Source organism: Pseudomonas sp. HLS-6 TE3448 (assembly GCF_053629555.1).
Map to the genome: position 1 here is coordinate 4,240,244 of NZ_JBRJIO010000001.1, position 15,236 is coordinate 4,255,479.

The following is a 15,236-nucleotide window of genomic DNA, read 5'->3' on the forward strand; positions in this document are numbered from 1 at the left end:
GAGCAGCATAGAAAGCGTGCCTTTCAGGCAGATTACCGACAATCGCTGCGTGCCCACGTCGGCAGGCTGCACTGTGGTTAAATACGCATTTTTCGCTGAAGGCCGATCGCTCATGCCCGCATCACCGCTCAAGGTTCTCGTTATTGGTTATGTCTGGCCGGAACCGCGCTCGTCAGCCGCTGGCGGGCACATGATGCAGATCCTCGAGAGTTTTCTTGAACGCGGCTGGCAAATCACCTTCAGCAGCCCGGCCACCGTTGGCGAGCACAAGGCGGACCTTGCCGCACTGGGCATTGCCGAACAGGCCATCGTGCTCAATTGCAGCAGTTTCGATCATTTTGTCGCGGAACTGGCACCCGATGTCGTGCTGTTCGACCGCTTCATGATGGAGGAGCAGTTTGGCTGGCGTGTCGAGAAACACTGCCCTGCGGCGCTGCGCGTGCTGGAAACCTCTGACCTGCAAAGCCTGCGCGATGCCCGTCAACAGCTGTTGCGCCGCCGCTTGATCGAGGGCCTGGACAGCAACGACTTCAGCGCGCTGTTTGCCACCCCGAGCGCAGCCCTTTACCGCCACATGGCCAACGCCGACCTGACCCAACGTGAAGTGGCCGCAATCTACCGCAGCGACCTGAGCCTGATGATCTCGGATGCAGAAATCGACCTGTTGACCGCGCATTTCGGTGTTCCACCCGCGCTGCTGCACTGGTGCCCGCTGATGCTTGACCAGCCGGCACCCCCTGCACGAGGTTTTGCCGAACGCGCGCACTTTCTCAGCATCGGCAACTTCCGCCACGCCCCGAACTGGGACGCCGTGCTCTGGATGAAGCACAGCCTGTGGCCGATGATCCGTCGACAACTGCCGCAGGCCCAACTGCATGTCTACGGCGCCTACACCCCGCCCAAGGCCACCGCATTGCACAACCCGGCGCAAGGCTTTCATGTACTGAACTGGGCCGAAGATGCCCTGGAGGTCATGAGCGCCGCACGCCTGTGCCTGGCGCCTCTGCGCTTCGGCGCCGGGATCAAAGGCAAACTGACCGACGCCATGCTCTGCGGCACCCCCAGCGTCACCACCCCGATAGGGGCCGAAGCCATGCACGGTGCCCTGCCCTGGCCTGGCGCTGTTGAAGTCACCGCCGAAGCGCTGGCCGAAGCGGCTGTGCAGCTGTACCAGGACGAAGCCCGCTGGAACGCGGCACAACAGGCATGCACGCCGCTCATCGCGACACGCTTCAACCGGCGCATCCACGCGACCGCGCTGGTCGAACGTATCGAACAAACCCTGGCCGACCTGCCACAACAACGCCTGAACAACTTCACCGGCGCCATGCTTCGTCATCACCAGCACAAAAGCACCCAGTACATGGCCCAGTGGATCGAAGCGAAAAACCGCTTACCGACACAGGCCTCATAACCGTCGCGCAGCGACAGGCCCCGAGGTGATCACTGAGCCCCTTCACAGCGATCGCCTTTTCGGAAAGGTCCTACAACAAGTCGTCGGTCCAATCTGCTAGCGTCCAAACCTCTGGCCTTGAGGCCCTTGGGGATGCTGCCGTGTTCTGCCTGCCAACGACTCAAATGCTGTTTCCAGTTGCGGTCCTGCTGTTACTGACCGGCTGTCAGGCCCAATCCCTGCCGTTGCCCAAAAGCGAAAAACTCTCCTCGGAAAAAGTCGCGCAGATCGCGACGACCATCGACCAGACCTACCCGAAGCTGTCCATCGACATACGCACCCAACTGCTCAACACCGTGGTGCAGTCGCTGGACAATATGGTGTTTGTCGAAGGCGGCGAGTTTCAGATGGGGGATTTCGGCTGGAAGTGTAACTACGACCCCAGCAATATGTGTGAATGGCCGTGTGGGGTTGAACCCGAGCGGTTGTGCAACATCAGCATGGATGGGGATGATGATTTTGTTCATCCGGTAAAGCTGAGCAGCTACTACCTTTCAAAATTTCAGACCACGATACGCGATTTCGATCTGTTTTTTATTGCCCAAGGCAAACCGCTGTATGACGCAGAAGATCGTAAGCGTGAGGACATACAGTTCCTGTACACACCCAATAATCCTGCACCGCCCAAAAGCTGGGATGAAGCCAAGGATTACTGCAATTGGCTGGGTACGCTGAGTGGTTACCCAGTCGATTTACCCAGCGAAGCACAGTGGGAATATGCTGCTCGCAACCGTGGTCAGTATGTTTTTTTTGCTACCGATAACGGTGGTTTGGACTATGGGCGAAATTTTCCTCACCCCGACGAAACGCGCACCTGTGCTGTAGACCGTTTTGTACCCAACCCCCTGGGTATTTATAACCTCTCTGGCAACGCCGTTGACTGGGTTAATGACTGGTATGGTGCGGATTACTACCATCACTCCCCCATAGACAACCCAACCGGCCCAGAAACGGGAACACTGCGTGTACACAGAGGCTCAACCTATGCCGAAGGGCCGCTAATTTCCGCGAGTACGGTTCGGCGCTGGGCTGATGAACCAGTCAAAAGTGGATACTTTCCAGGATTCGGTTTCCGCTGTTCAGTGCAGTCCGATCAGGCCCTCTAAAACCCTGTACCAAAGCAGCCCTATAGTTCCTGCCCCATGTATGCGCATTCGCTGACAATGGAGTTTGGGAAAGGTCCTACACCCCGCCAGCGACTGGATCTGCTAGCGTCCAAGCTTTTCTGACACTTGGCCCACAGGGATGCTGCCATGTTCTACCTGCCCGCTGTTCGCGTACTTCTGCCCGCCTGCGCACTGCTGTTACTGACCGGCTGCCAGGCTCAATCCCTGCCATTGCCCAAGAGCGAAAAGCTCTCCGCGGAAAAAGTCGCGCAGATCGCGACGACCATCGACCAGACCTACCCGAAGCTGTCCACCGATGTACGTACCCAACTGCTCAACACCGTGGTGCAGTCACTGGACAACATGGTGTTTGTTGAAGGCGGCGAGTTTCAGATGGGGGATTTTGGCTGGAAGTGTGACTATGACCCCAGCAATATGTGCGAGTGGCCGTGCGGGGTTGAGCCAGAGCGATTGTGCCCGATCAGCTTTCGTAACAATGATGATTTTGTTCATCCGATAAAGCTGAGCGGTTACTATTTTTCGAAATTCCAGACCATGCTAAAAGACTTTGATCTGTTTTTTATTGCCCAAGGCAAACCACTTTTTGATAAAGAGCTACGAAAGCGAGAGGACTTGCAGTTCCGGTACCAGCCTAAAAATCCCGCCTTCCCTCAAGCGTGGCAAGAGGCCAAAGATTACTGTGGATGGCTAGGCCGGTTGAGTGGCTACCCTGTAGATTTACCTACTGAAGCTCAATGGGAATATGCCGCTCGCAACCGTGGCCAGTATGTTTTTTTTGCTACCGATAATGGTGGTTTGGACTATGGGCGAAACTTTCCTCACCCCGATGAAACTCACACCTTTGCTGTAGACCGCTTCGTACCCAACCCCCTGGGCATTTACAACCTGTCTGGCAACGCCGTTGACTGGGTCAATGACTGGTATGGTGCGGATTACTACCGTCACTCCCCCGTAGAAAATCCAACCGGCCCAGAAACCGGAACGCTGCGCGTGCACAGAGGCTCAACCTATGCCGAAGGGCCGCTACTTTCTGCGAGTACGGTTCGGCGCTGGGCTGATGAGCCTGTAAAAAGCCGATACTTGCCCGGTTTTGGCTTCCGCTGCTCCATACAGTCCGATCAGCCACTCTAAAACTCTGCACCAAAGCAGCCCTACAGCGCCTACCTCATGTATGCGCATTCGCTGGTCATTGAGTTTGGGAAAGGTCCTACATCCAGCCACTGACTGGATCTGCTAGCGTCCTAGCTTCTCTGACGCTTGGCCCACAGGGATGCTGCCATGTTCTACCTGCCCGCTGTTCGCGTACTTCTGCCCGCCTGCGCACTGCTGTTACTGACCGGCTGCCAGGCCCAATCCCTGCCATTGCCCAAAAGCGAAAAGCTCTCCGCAGAAAAAGTCGCGCAGATCGCGACGACCATCGACCAGACCTACCCGAAGCTGTCCACCGAAATACGCACCCAACTGCTCAACACCGTGGTGCAGTCGCTGGACAATATGGTGTTTGTCGAAGGCGGCGAGTTTCAGATGGGGGATTTTGGGTGGAAGTGTGACTACGACCCGAGCAATATGTGTGAATGGCCGTGTGGGGTTGAGCCAGAGCGGTTGTGCCCGATAAGCTTTCGTAACAATGATGATTTTGTTCATCCGGTAAAGCTGACCAGTTACTACCTTTCAAAGTTTCAGACCACGATACGCGATTTTGATCTGTTTTTTATTGCCCAAGGCAAACCGCTGTATGACGCGGAAAACCGCAAGCGTGAGGATATACAGTTCCTGTACAAACCCGACTTGCCTGCACCCACTCAACGCTGGCAGGAGGCCAAAGACTATTGTGGTTGGCTCGCGACGCTCAGTGGATACCCGGTAGATTTACCCACCGAAGCTCAGTGGGAATACGCTGCACGTAGTCGTGGCCAGTACGTGTTTTTTCCTACTGACAATGGCGGCTTGGACTATGGGCGTAACTTCCCAGCACCACGCGAGCGCCATACGTTTGCCGTGGACAGTTATGCCCCCAACCCGCTCGGGCTCTATAACATGTCAGGAAACGCTACTGACTGGGTCAATGACTGGTTCGATGAGGACTATTACCGAAATTCGCCCCTGGAAGACCCTAAAGGACCTAATGTTGGAATCCAAAAAATCCTTAGAGGCAGCGATGTAGGCGAAAGCCCATTGCTGACCGCCAGCACTGTACGACGCTTCCCTTATGATCCTGTCAGAAGAGGCTACTTTCCAGGAACTGGTTTCCGCTGCTCCGTACAGTCCCATCAGCCTCTCTAAAACCATGCGCCTATAGTTACCTTCGCTATCCATGCATGCACATTCGCTGGTAATGCAGTTTGGGAAAGGTCCTACATCCAACCAGTAGCCGGATCTGCTAGCGTCCAAGCTTTTCTGACGCTTGGCCCACAGGGATGCTGCCATGTTCTACCTGCCCACTGTTCGCGTACTTCTGCCCGCCTGCGCACTGCTGCTACTGACCGGTTGCCAGGCCCAATCCCTGCCGTTGCCCAAAAGCGAAAAGCTCTCCGCGGAAAAAGTCGCGCAGATCGCGACGACCATCGACCAGACCTACCCGAAGCTGCCCACCGACATACGCACCCAACTGCTCAATACCGTGGTGCAGTCGCTGGACAATATGGTGTTTGTCGAAGGTGGCGAGTTTCAAATGGGGGATTTTGGCTGGAAGTGTGACTATGACCCCAGCAATATGTGCGAGTGGCCGTGTGGGGTTGAGCCAGAGCGGTTGTGCAATATCAGCATGGATGGGGATGATGATTTTGTTCATCCGGTAAAGCTAAGCAGCTACTACCTTTCAAAATTTCAGACCACGATTCGCGATTTCGATCTGTTTTTTATTGCCCAAGGCAAACCGCTGTATGACGCGAAAAATCGCAAGCGTGAGGATATACAGTTCCTGTACAAACCCGACTTGCCTGCACCCACTCAACGCTGGCAGGAGGCCAAAGACTATTGTAGCTGGCTTGCAACGCTCAGTGGATACCCGGTAGATCTACCAACCGAGGCTCAGTGGGAATATGCTGCACGCAGTCGTGGTCAGTACGTGCTCTTTCCTACTGACAATGGCGGTTTGGACTATGGGCGCAACTTCCCAGCACCACGCGAGCGCCATACGTTTGCCGTGGATAGTTATGCACCCAACCCGCTCGGGCTCTACAACATGTCAGGAAACGCTACTGACTGGGTCAATGACTGGTTCGATGAGGACTATTACCGAAACTCGCCCCTAGAAGATCCCAAAGGACCTGATTCAGGGACGCAAAAAATTCGCCGAGGCACTGACGTTGGTGATGACCCTTTAATTACGGGAAACACCGTACGAAGATTTCCTTATGATCCGGTCAGAAGAGGTTATTTTCCAGGCGCCAGTTTTCGTTGCGCCGTTAACTTCGGCAAAGTCTTATAAACCAAAGGGGCGATAACAATCACCCCTATTGATCAGCACCCTAGGCTAACCCTATAAACCTCCCACTGCGCTGTGCTGCCAGCAGAACTTCCGTTTTGTAGCGGTGCGGTCCGGGAGTCCAAGCCACTGTTTTTTCATCTTTCTGAGCACCCTGATTTACCGTCAAAGCATCGATGAAATTGTTGAATTCATCCTGCTGGTGCCAATCAAGTAATGCATTGATTCGCGCCAGACTTTCCATCGCGTTGACCTTTCGGGCTTGAGGATCGCAGTGTTCCAACACCTCAATAAACTGCCGCCAGCTTCTCAGCGCCGAAAGCAGCATGACCAATGCCTTCTCTTGTGTGTCCTCGAAGCTCTCAACATAACTTTCGGTCAGCAAGTGAACCATCGGCCCCATAGTTTCCGGCGGTAACAAGTTCAATGGAATAGGCTGCGCCTTCAACGACACTGCCCGATACTGCATCAGATGGTCTGCCAAAGCGTAAGCCTCTGCTTTGGTGCCTTGCCTTGTACGCCACCAAATGGACATTTCATCGCGCTCGCCCCCAAAGGCATCCATCGCTTTAGATATTGAAGCGGTTGCCGCCTTGAACAGTCCTGTGGTAAGGAAGTCAAAAGCATCTTCTGTAACATCCAACAGATACCGGTAATCCACTTCGGCCAATGCCTTGCAAAATAGTAGTACCAGCTTTCCGACCAGCTCTATATCGACCATCGAGGTAAAACCACCGCCGGCACCAGGTCCTAGAGCAATAGAGCCCTTGCATTTAAGTGCTAACCGTCCTTTCGAAATACTGATCCCAAACTCACCGCTGAGCCCAGCCCCCAGCGCAACATTCCCCTCCGCCTTGATCTGCGCCAAATCCACCCAGTTGCTGCTGGCATTCGCCTGCCCGGGCTCGATGTTGCCTGTGCCTTGCAGGTCGGGTTCGATCCACTGAAAGCTGCCGGTCAGGGCGCCACCGGTTTGGGCGCCGGCAAACGCAGTGGCTTTGACCCCGATATAGCCACTTTTACCGACGTCCAGGGTTGGCGTGCCGAGCAAGGCCGTTGCGCCCGCGGGCTGTTCGCGGGGTTTGTACTGTGTCTTTGTTGCCGCTTCCCCCTGTAATTGGGTGCCCACGAAGCAACTCAGTTCCAGCCGGCCACTCAGGCGGAACACGCCCAGGGGGTGACGCACGGTCTTACCCTCGCCGTTGCGGTAGGTGATGCTGGTCAGGTAGCCGCCTTGGCTTGGGAAGTAGCTGTTGAAGGACACCGCGGCGTCGGCCAGGGAAAATTCGGCCATGCCCTTGACCCCGACGTCGATCAACCCCTGCGCCGGGTTCCAGCTATTGATGCCGGCACTGGCGCTGGCGGCGAAACGCAAGGCCTGGGCGTCGGCCGAGACGGCGTAGCGGGCCGCATCGGCGGCGTTGGAGGTCCAGGAGACTTCCTGGTGCAGGGTGTTGAGCAGGTTGTCCTTGTCACTGCTCCACGAAGCCAGCTTGGCCTCCAGGCTACCCAGTGGCCCTGATTTACGGCTGGTGCTGATCGCCGACTGAATGTCCTTGATCAGCTCACCGGCCAGCTGCTTGTTGAAGGGTTTACCAGCCAGAATCCGTGTACTGACACGCCCGTTCCAGTCGACACGCTCATGAAACGCTGTGCGGATGTAATAGCGTCGGCTCGGGTCACTGAACAGGATCACTTCCACCACATGAATACCGGTGCGCTGCTGATGCCCTTGTTCTGTTCTGCGCTCACGGCCTTTACCGTGTTTGAGGTCGGGCATGGCCGCCGTGGAGCGGGTGCTGCTGGCTTCGGCTTCGCCCTTGCGCTGGGCAGCCAACTGCGTGCGCAGTTCGGTGATTTGCGCGTCGATATCCTGCACTTTCCGTTGCTGCAGTTGTTCCCAGTTGCTTTCGCTGCGGCTGCCCGAGAACAGGCTGGGCTCATAGCGTTGGTACCAGTCGCGGGCTTCCTGCAGGGTATGGAGTTGCCCGGACAGATCTTCCTCGGTCGTCGGCGTTGGTGTGCTCGGCTCAGCAGGTTCGACCGGCGCCTCACGGGTGAGCACGCCTGCGGCTTCGGCCTTGAGCGTCCAGTCCTCTTTGACGCAACGGGTGCAACTGCACGCGGCATAAGGCACTTCGATGCGGGCGCAGTGGCTGACAGGCTGGGCGGCTGCCAGCGTTTCGTGCAGTTCGTCCATCAGTTCGCGAACGAAGGCGACTTCCTGTTTCAGGGCCTTGGCCTGCGGGGCGGTCAACACGCACAGGTGCGGCGAGCCTGTCACATGGACCACATCGACCAGTTCTTCCTGGCATTCGGTTCGGCCTTTAATGGAAAGGCAGGTCTGGTCATTGGCAAAGCTGAGGGGCGGCAACGGTATCTGTGACGGTGTAGCGGGCAGGTTCAGTTGCCAGCCCACCTTGATCACATCGGGATCCTTGATGATCGGGTTGAGCGCCAGTACCTCTGGCACGCTAGACCCATTCTGCTGGGCGATGAGCACCAGCGTGTCTCCGGCTTTGACGGTGTAGGTGTTAACCAACATCTGTTTGTCGTCCTTGTACGTTATTCCAATTAGAGGCGTTCAAGCGCGCTGAGTTTGTCCGCACCGGCAAGGTCATTACGCACCAGATATTCAGCGTGTGGCGTGTTACGCCAGAAGTGGTCGCCCTTGACCAGCGCTATCCGTAACCAGCGCTCCATATCAAGCCTGTGCGAGTACCCCGCCTGCCGGGCACCCAGCAGTTGTCGAAGCACAAACTCGACCGGTTCACGCATGGGTAACGCCCGCTGATAGTCCTGGGCCAGGCGTTGCGCCAGCACCTCAAGTTGTCGCTGCTCCAGCCCTGCCTGATGCGCCTGGCTCAGGTACAGCCAACCCGGCGCACGCAGTTCGCCGTCCCACTCGGGGTAAGGGTTCGTGCAGTGACGCCAGCCAAGTTCGTTGCGCCAGGCCAGGTCAGTGCAGGGGCCGATGAAATGCGCCCGCTCACGGTCGTCGAAGCTGGTGAGCAACGGTTCGAGCCAGCGTGGATCGAAAAAACGCAGCATCCGCAGGGAAGTATTGGTGCGCATCGTCAGCAGGCTGCGCCAATGCTCCACGGCCTGCGCAAGGGTGGCGTCGTCTGCCAGGTACGCCACATAACCGGCATCGGCCCGCTCCAGCAGGCCACGGGCGTAGTCGGCAAGTTCGCCATGGGCCGGGCAGCGCAGCACATAGGGGCCCGCGGCTTGCAGCCCGGCGTAGGGCGTGCCCTCGAACAATGGCGCGCAACAAGCGGCGGTGTAGCCATAGGCATGCTGGAGGGTGGTCGGCAGGTTCATGTCGAAACAGGCGTCGAGGATGACGCACAGGGTTCCCGACGCAACAGGCGCCTCGAACGGCGAAGTAATGGATGTGATCATGCTGGCTTCCCTGATTGATGAACTGGGCACTCGCATAAACCACCGCAGTCACAGGTTGTTTCTGGCGACAGTGAGCCCGCCTGCACTTGCGGTAGGTAGGTCGGCAGGCTGAGAAGCGGCAGCCCAGGCAACACCGAGGCTGCAGCCGTGCCGGTCATGGGTGCACCGCCCAGTTGAATTTCCGTACTGCTGAATATCCCTCCGGCGCTGATGACGAGGTGGTGGCCTCCCGCCCTCAAGGTGAGGCTGGCCCCGGCCTCAAGCACTACCTTCAACCCGGAGCTCAGGTGTATCTGTTGCCCCGCCTCCACCACCAGCGTCTGCCCGATCCGGGTGTGGCTGCTGGCCCCCACGTCCAGGTACTCACTGGCCTTGAGCTGAACCTTGCGATCCGCCTTGACCGTGTGGTGCTCCTCCGCCTCCAGTACCGTGATGCTGTTGCCCGCGACCCGGGCCGTGTACTCACCGCCCACCTCCAGCCGGCTGTCACGCTCGACCTTCTGCTCCAGGTCTCGCTGGGCGCGCAGGTAGATCAGTTCGTGGCCTTTGCGGTCCTCCACATGCAGTTCGTTGTAGCCACCACCACCCGGTGTGCTGCGGCTGCGAAACACGCTGCGGGTCTTGTTCGCCGGTAAGGCATGGGGCACCGGGTTGAGGCTATTGGGTAGGCAACCGCTGACCAGCGGACGGTCCGGGTCGCCCTCCAAAAAGACCACCAATACCTCCATGCCCACCCGTGGAATGCTGACGCTGCCGTGGCCATTGCCGGCCCAGCCCGAGGCGACCCGCAGCCAGCAACTGCTCTGGTCGTTGTGCTGGCCCTCGCGGTCCCAGTGGAACTGCACCTTGACCCGGCCATAGGCGTCGCAATAGACCTCTTCGCCTTTCGGGCCGGTAACCCGGGCCGTCTGGCTGCCCAGCACACGGGGCTTGTGGTACGCCTGCTGCGGACGGTAGAACACGTCCCAGGGGGTGGCGGTAAAGTGGTTGCGATAGCCCTGCGAGAAGCCATCATCCGCCGCCGCGCAGTCGGCAGTCATGCTCTCCTCCAGCACTTGCGGTTGCTTGCCTTGATGCTGAATTTCAGTCAGCAGCCACAGGTCGTTCCAGGCTTGGCACGGGTGGCCGGACAGCTCCAGCAGATGGCCCGTCACCAGGCTCGGCTGGTCGCTTCGGCCCTGCGCTACCCGGTGCTCGGCCCGGTGGCGTTCCAGGGCACGCTGGCTGAGTCGCTTGCCCTCCTCGCCCTGCAGAAAACCACCGGGGTAGGTGTAATCCTCCGGGTTCGGCTCCAGGTAGGCCGTATCAGCCTGACGCTCGGCCTCGAGCACGAAGCTGGATTTCTCGAAGTCGTAGTCGCGCCAGAGCGTGCGCCGGGTGCGCGCTTCCACGCACACGTTGAAACGGCTGATTACCGGCTCGTCGGCCACCAGGCCACTGTCCTGTTGGTAGGGGGTGGGCTGGCCGAGTTTGGGGAAAAAGGTCTGGTGGTCACTGAACACCATCGTGTGCCCGGCGCGGCTGTGCCGGAAGGTATAACTGACGCCCTCCTCGAAACACAGGCGCTGCAGAAAGTGCAGGTCGGACTCGCCGTACTGCACGCAGTACTCCCGTGGGGTACTGGTCTTTTCCAGGTGCAGTTGGTAGGCATCGCTGAGGATGCCGTGTTCCTCAAGCACCTGAGCGATGATCTGCGCCAGCGTGCGCTGCTGGAAAATCCGGTGGTTGCGGCGCAGCCCGAGGTAGGCCAGTTGCGGCACCAGCCTCAGGTTGTAGCGGGTCAGGCGCTTGCCTGCATCGCCCTGCGAAACGCGGTAAACCTGCCCGTGAATGCCGGCGCCCTGCGCGTTGAACGCCAGGAAAGCCTGCTTGTGCAGCAAGGTTTCAAGCTCAAGGTCTGCGCGCTCGCTGACCAAGGCCACGTCAAAAGCAAAGAGTGTGCTGATGGCTTCCGTGCCGGTGAATGACAGCACCTGAAGGTCGTACTGAAGGTCATCGATCGTCAGGCTGAAGTGCGCGTGATTGGCGGCTGAGAACATCCCTTGTCCCTATCGCGACGGTGATGGGCGAGGCGCTCGTGCAAGCATGAGCACCCCACATACGAAGGGATTTGACGCTAGCAGGGGTGTTTTCAGAAGGATGTAGGATGCGTCTGAACTCTGCGACAGACGCGTCGCTAAACAGAATTGCGTGGCCTGTTTTAGTACAGCCGTCGCAGCAAATAGGTGTCCATGATCCAGCCTTTGCTGGCCCTGGCCTGCTCGCGCCGGGAAAGGATCTGTGCCTTGACCTCCAGCAACGGCCCCTGGATCAGGATTTCATCATCCGTTCCCAGATAAGCGCCCCAATAGATGTGCAACTGCGGATCGTCCAGCGTGGCAAAGACCGAGTGGGCGTCGAGCATCACCACCACGTTTTCAATTGGCGACACATCAGCCAAACGCCGACCGGGCAGTATCTGCAAGGGCTCGCCAATGCGGTTCAAGGGGATGCAATGACGCGCAGCCAGCGCCTGGACACTGCTGATGCCGGGAATGACCTCAAGGGAAAAGTGCCGCGCTTCGATCAGATCGAGAATGCGCAATGTACTGTCATACAGCCCAGGGTCGCCCCATAGCAGGAAAGCGCCGCATTCCCCCTGCTGCAGTTCATCTGCCAGCAGTCGCGCATACAAGCACGCGCGCAGGCGGTGCCAGCCCTGTACCGCCTCGACATAATCCGGTGCCCCGGCGTCACGCAGCGGGTCATCAACCACAACCACCCGGTAAGGCCGATGCACATGCTGCTCAAGCAGCTCCATGCGCGAACGCAGCAAGTCATCCTTGCCCGCCCCCTTGTCCAGCAGGAAAAAGACGTCGGCGCGGTTCAGTGCATCAATGGCTTCCAGCGTGATCTGTCGGGGATTGCCCGGGCCGATGCCGATCAGCAGCAGGTGTTTCATCACTGTCGCTCCCAGGAATACACGGCCATTGTCGAACGGCCGCGTATTCCTGGCAAAGCCGTTTACAGCAACGAGAAGTTGTAGCTGACAATCACCCGGGTTTCGTCCATGTCGCGGGCAAATTTTTCGTAGTTGCTGCGGTAGGTAGCGTTACGCAGGCGCACACTGACATCCTTGAACGTACCGCTCTGTACCTGGTACTTGAACTCGGTATCGCGCTCCCATTCCTTGCCTTCGGCCTGGCTGCCCGGCACCTTGATACTGTCGCCGTTGATGTAGCGGGTGAAAAAGGTCAGCCCCGGAACACCCAGTGCCTTGAAGTCATAGTCGTAGCGCAGTTGCCAGGAACGCTCCTGAGCGGCGGCAAAGTCGTTGACCTGAGAATAGTTGACCAGGTACGGATTACTGCCATCGAGGTACGGCATGGCGTTTTCGCCATACATACGCTGCCAGCCAGCGCTGAGCTTGTGCCCGCCGAGGCCGTAGCCCAGCATGCCGCTGAACGCACGGTGATCGATACTGCCAGCCTTGGCTGCGCCGATGTCGTCACTCTTGATAAGCCGCAGGTCTGCCGACAGGCTGCCCACGCTCAGGGGCTGGCTGGCGAGCACGCCCAGGAAGTGCTGACGGTAGATGTCGTCCAGGGTCGCAACCTGATACTGACCCGTGAGCCGCTCATTGAAACGGTAGTCGACCCCAGCCATGTCAAAGTGATCGGCCTTGGTATCGCAGGCGTAGCGCTTGTTCTTGCAATGTACGCGAATCTCTTGTGCATCGGTCGAATCCCGCGCGGTGTAGCGATCCAGGCGCGCCGCCATGAACTTGAGGTCCTTGACCTCTTCAGAGGTCAACTGGGTGCCGTGGAACATGGTTGGCAACAAACGGCCATCGTTGTACTTGAGCAACGGCACATCGGGCATCATCGCACCGTACTTGAGCACGGTGTTCGAGTAGCGCACTTTCCCCGCTACGCCCAACTTTGCATACTGGTCCGCAGAATGCCGGGGGTTGTGGCCACTGGAAGGCAACAGTCCACTGTTACTGTCGCCGGGGCTGGAGTCGAGCTTGAAACCGAACATGCCCAGTGCATCAACGCCAAACCCGACAGGCCCTTCGGTATAACCGGATTGCACATTCAGGATAAAGCCCTGAGCCCACTCTTCACGTTTTGAGCCCCCCTGTTGCGAGCTGGTGTGACCATCGCGAAAGTCGCGATTGAAATAGACATTACGTGCCTCGACTTTGGCACTGGTGTCGTCAAGAAAACCGGCGGCCTGGGCCGAAAAACCGGCAAACAGGGCCACTAGGCCCGCCAGATGGCGCCCTTGGACAAATGGAGAGGGGGGGAACATGAGTTACGACAATCCGAATAAAGGCAAAGAACCAACCGGCGCCCTTCCTGGCACCGGCCACATGCACCGACATACCACCTGCGGCGACCTTAAATTATCACCAAACCGCTCTAGAACGGGCCATTGGACCTTGGTCTAGACACCTCGGCCGCTCGACTAATCCTCAAATAGCGGAAAGCGCTGTAGTTCAATAGTTCTGCACACCGTCATTATAAAAGCCTAACCGCGGCGCGTTATTTATTGACTACACTGATTATTACTATGACGCCATGCCCCTGCGACCGCTGTGCTTTTCAATACGCTAATGATGGCCGTGCATACAACGCCATTGCAGATAAAGAGGAGTAATGATTGTGTCCCGACTTGCTGAGTTTCGTGCTGCCGAAAGAGCGCTCCAGGAACAGCTTGCTCAACTGGAGGCCTTGAAAAAGGATGCCGGCCTAAAACGTGAAATAGAGTTCGAGCAGAAACTTGTCGGCCTGATGAACAGCTATGGCAAGAGCCTGCGCGATGTGATCGAAATACTCGATCCCAAAGCAGCCGAAAAGACATCGCCCGCCACTGTCCGGCAACGTCGTCCACGCGTGGTAAAAGTCTACGAAAACCCCCACACCGGCGAGTTGATCGAAACCAAAGGGGGCAATCACCGTGGCCTGAAAGCCTGGAAACAACAGTACGGTGCGCAGACGGTCGAGAGCTGGGTACGCCACTGAAAAACGCCCTTTTACTTCACATATTTTTCACATCATCTCTTCCAGGATGAAAGCTGCTAAAGGACTAGCGCCCCATTTGCCCGCTCCGGCGGGCTACTTATTTGATTGCGCCCTGCCGACCCCCGTCTGCAGGGCGCAAACCGTTTGCGCAATCGCTTCACTTCCGTATCATGGCCGTCTGACCGTTTCGCTGGCACCACCGTGCCAGCCTTTTCTGCGGAGAGCCCATGAGCTTGCAACATCTCGACACACTTCCTGGCGTCACTGCACAACCGGACGCTGCGACCCAAAACTTCGTGTTCAACCACACCATGTTGCGGGTCAAGGATGTCGCCAAATCCCTGGACTTCTACACCCGTGTACTGGGCTTCAGCCTGGTGGAAAAGCGCGATTTCCCGGAAGCTGAATTCAGCCTGTACTTCCTCGCCCTGGTCGACAAGGCGCAGATCCCCAGCGATCCAGCAGCACGTAACGAGTGGATGAAGTCGATTCCTGGCATCCTTGAATTGACGCACAACCACGGCACCGAGAATGATCCTGCGTTCGCCTATCACAATGGCAACACCGATCCGCGCGGCTTTGGCCATATCTGCATTTCGGTACCGGACATCCGCGCGGCCTGCGAACGCTTTGAAGCACTGGGTGTCACCTTCCAGAAGCGCCTGAGCGATGGCCGCATGAAGCATCTGGCCTTCATCAAGGACCCGGACGATTACTGGGTCGAGATCATTCAGCCTACTGAATTCTAAGCGATGCCCCGGGCGCTTGCGTCACAGGGGCACAGACAGCCGAAAGCGCTTCCACCCTCCTGGGGTAGA

12 protein-coding genes are annotated in these 15,236 nt (G+C 57.9%); 7 read left to right on the forward strand and 5 right to left on the reverse strand.

The window, feature by feature from the left end; translation table 11 throughout:
* Positions 1 to 112 precede the first annotated feature (112 nt).
* From AB7M23_RS19365 to AB7M23_RS19385, 5 genes are all read left to right on the forward strand, one after another.
* Positions 113 to 1,414: a glycosyltransferase gene (locus AB7M23_RS19365; protein ID WP_454241740.1), complete on the forward strand. Its 1,302-nt coding sequence runs from the start codon at positions 113 to 115 to the stop codon at positions 1,412 to 1,414.
* 140 nt (positions 1,415 to 1,554) lie between these two features.
* Positions 1,555 to 2,559 carry a formylglycine-generating enzyme family protein gene (locus tag AB7M23_RS19370; protein ID WP_454241741.1) on the forward strand — a complete coding sequence of 335 codons (1,005 nt, stop codon included), beginning with the start codon at positions 1,555 to 1,557 and terminating at the stop codon, positions 2,557 to 2,559.
* 147 nt (positions 2,560 to 2,706) lie between these two features.
* Positions 2,707 to 3,711, forward strand: coding sequence for a formylglycine-generating enzyme family protein (locus AB7M23_RS19375; RefSeq protein ID WP_454241742.1), 1,005 nt, complete (start codon positions 2,707 to 2,709; stop codon positions 3,709 to 3,711).
* A 147-nt stretch (positions 3,712 to 3,858) separates the two neighbouring features.
* Positions 3,859 to 4,863, forward strand: a complete 1,005-nt coding sequence (locus AB7M23_RS19380) for a formylglycine-generating enzyme family protein (protein ID WP_454241743.1) — start codon at positions 3,859 to 3,861, stop codon at positions 4,861 to 4,863.
* Positions 4,864 to 5,005: 142 nt separating this feature from the next.
* Positions 5,006 to 6,010 (forward strand): formylglycine-generating enzyme family protein, encoded by a 1,005-nt coding sequence (locus AB7M23_RS19385; protein WP_454241744.1) that lies wholly within the window; start codon positions 5,006 to 5,008, stop codon positions 6,008 to 6,010.
* 40 nt (positions 6,011 to 6,050) lie between these two features.
* Here AB7M23_RS19385 and AB7M23_RS19390 read toward each other — a convergent pair whose 3' ends face one another.
* From AB7M23_RS19390 to AB7M23_RS19410, 5 genes are all read right to left on the reverse strand, one after another.
* A complete protein-coding gene (locus AB7M23_RS19390; protein ID WP_454241745.1) occupies positions 6,051 to 8,552 on the reverse strand; it encodes a LysM peptidoglycan-binding domain-containing protein in 2,502 nt (833 codons plus the stop codon).
* Between the two features lie 29 nt (positions 8,553 to 8,581).
* Positions 8,582 to 9,412 carry a DUF4123 domain-containing protein gene (locus AB7M23_RS19395; protein WP_454241746.1) on the reverse strand — a complete coding sequence of 277 codons (831 nt, stop codon included), beginning with the start codon at positions 9,410 to 9,412 and terminating at the stop codon, positions 8,582 to 8,584.
* The gene (locus AB7M23_RS19400) at positions 9,409 to 11,451 is read right to left on the reverse strand and encodes a type VI secretion system Vgr family protein (protein WP_454241747.1); all 2,043 of its coding nucleotides are present in this window, start codon (positions 11,449 to 11,451) and stop codon (positions 9,409 to 9,411) included. Before AB7M23_RS19400 ends, AB7M23_RS19395 begins: the two co-directional genes overlap by 4 nt.
* Positions 11,452 to 11,612: 161 nt before the next feature.
* Entirely contained in the window at positions 11,613 to 12,353 is a 741-nt protein-coding gene (cobF, locus tag AB7M23_RS19405; protein ID WP_454241748.1) for a precorrin-6A synthase (deacetylating), read from the reverse strand.
* Between the two features lie 62 nt (positions 12,354 to 12,415).
* Complete coding sequence (locus tag AB7M23_RS19410; RefSeq protein ID WP_454241749.1) at positions 12,416 to 13,705, reverse strand: OprD family porin; 1,290 nt, start codon at positions 13,703 to 13,705, stop codon at positions 12,416 to 12,418.
* A gap of 353 nt (positions 13,706 to 14,058) precedes the next feature.
* Here AB7M23_RS19410 and AB7M23_RS19415 point away from each other — a divergent pair, with 353 nt between their 5' ends.
* Positions 14,059 to 14,418 carry a histone-like nucleoid-structuring protein, MvaT/MvaU family gene (locus AB7M23_RS19415; RefSeq protein ID WP_099776696.1) on the forward strand — a complete coding sequence of 120 codons (360 nt, stop codon included), beginning with the start codon at positions 14,059 to 14,061 and terminating at the stop codon, positions 14,416 to 14,418.
* 227 nt (positions 14,419 to 14,645) lie between these two features.
* On the forward strand, positions 14,646 to 15,167 hold the full coding sequence (gene gloA, locus AB7M23_RS19420) for a lactoylglutathione lyase (protein WP_454241750.1): 522 nt from the start codon (positions 14,646 to 14,648) through the stop codon (positions 15,165 to 15,167).
* Positions 15,168 to 15,236: the final 69 nt, after the last annotated feature.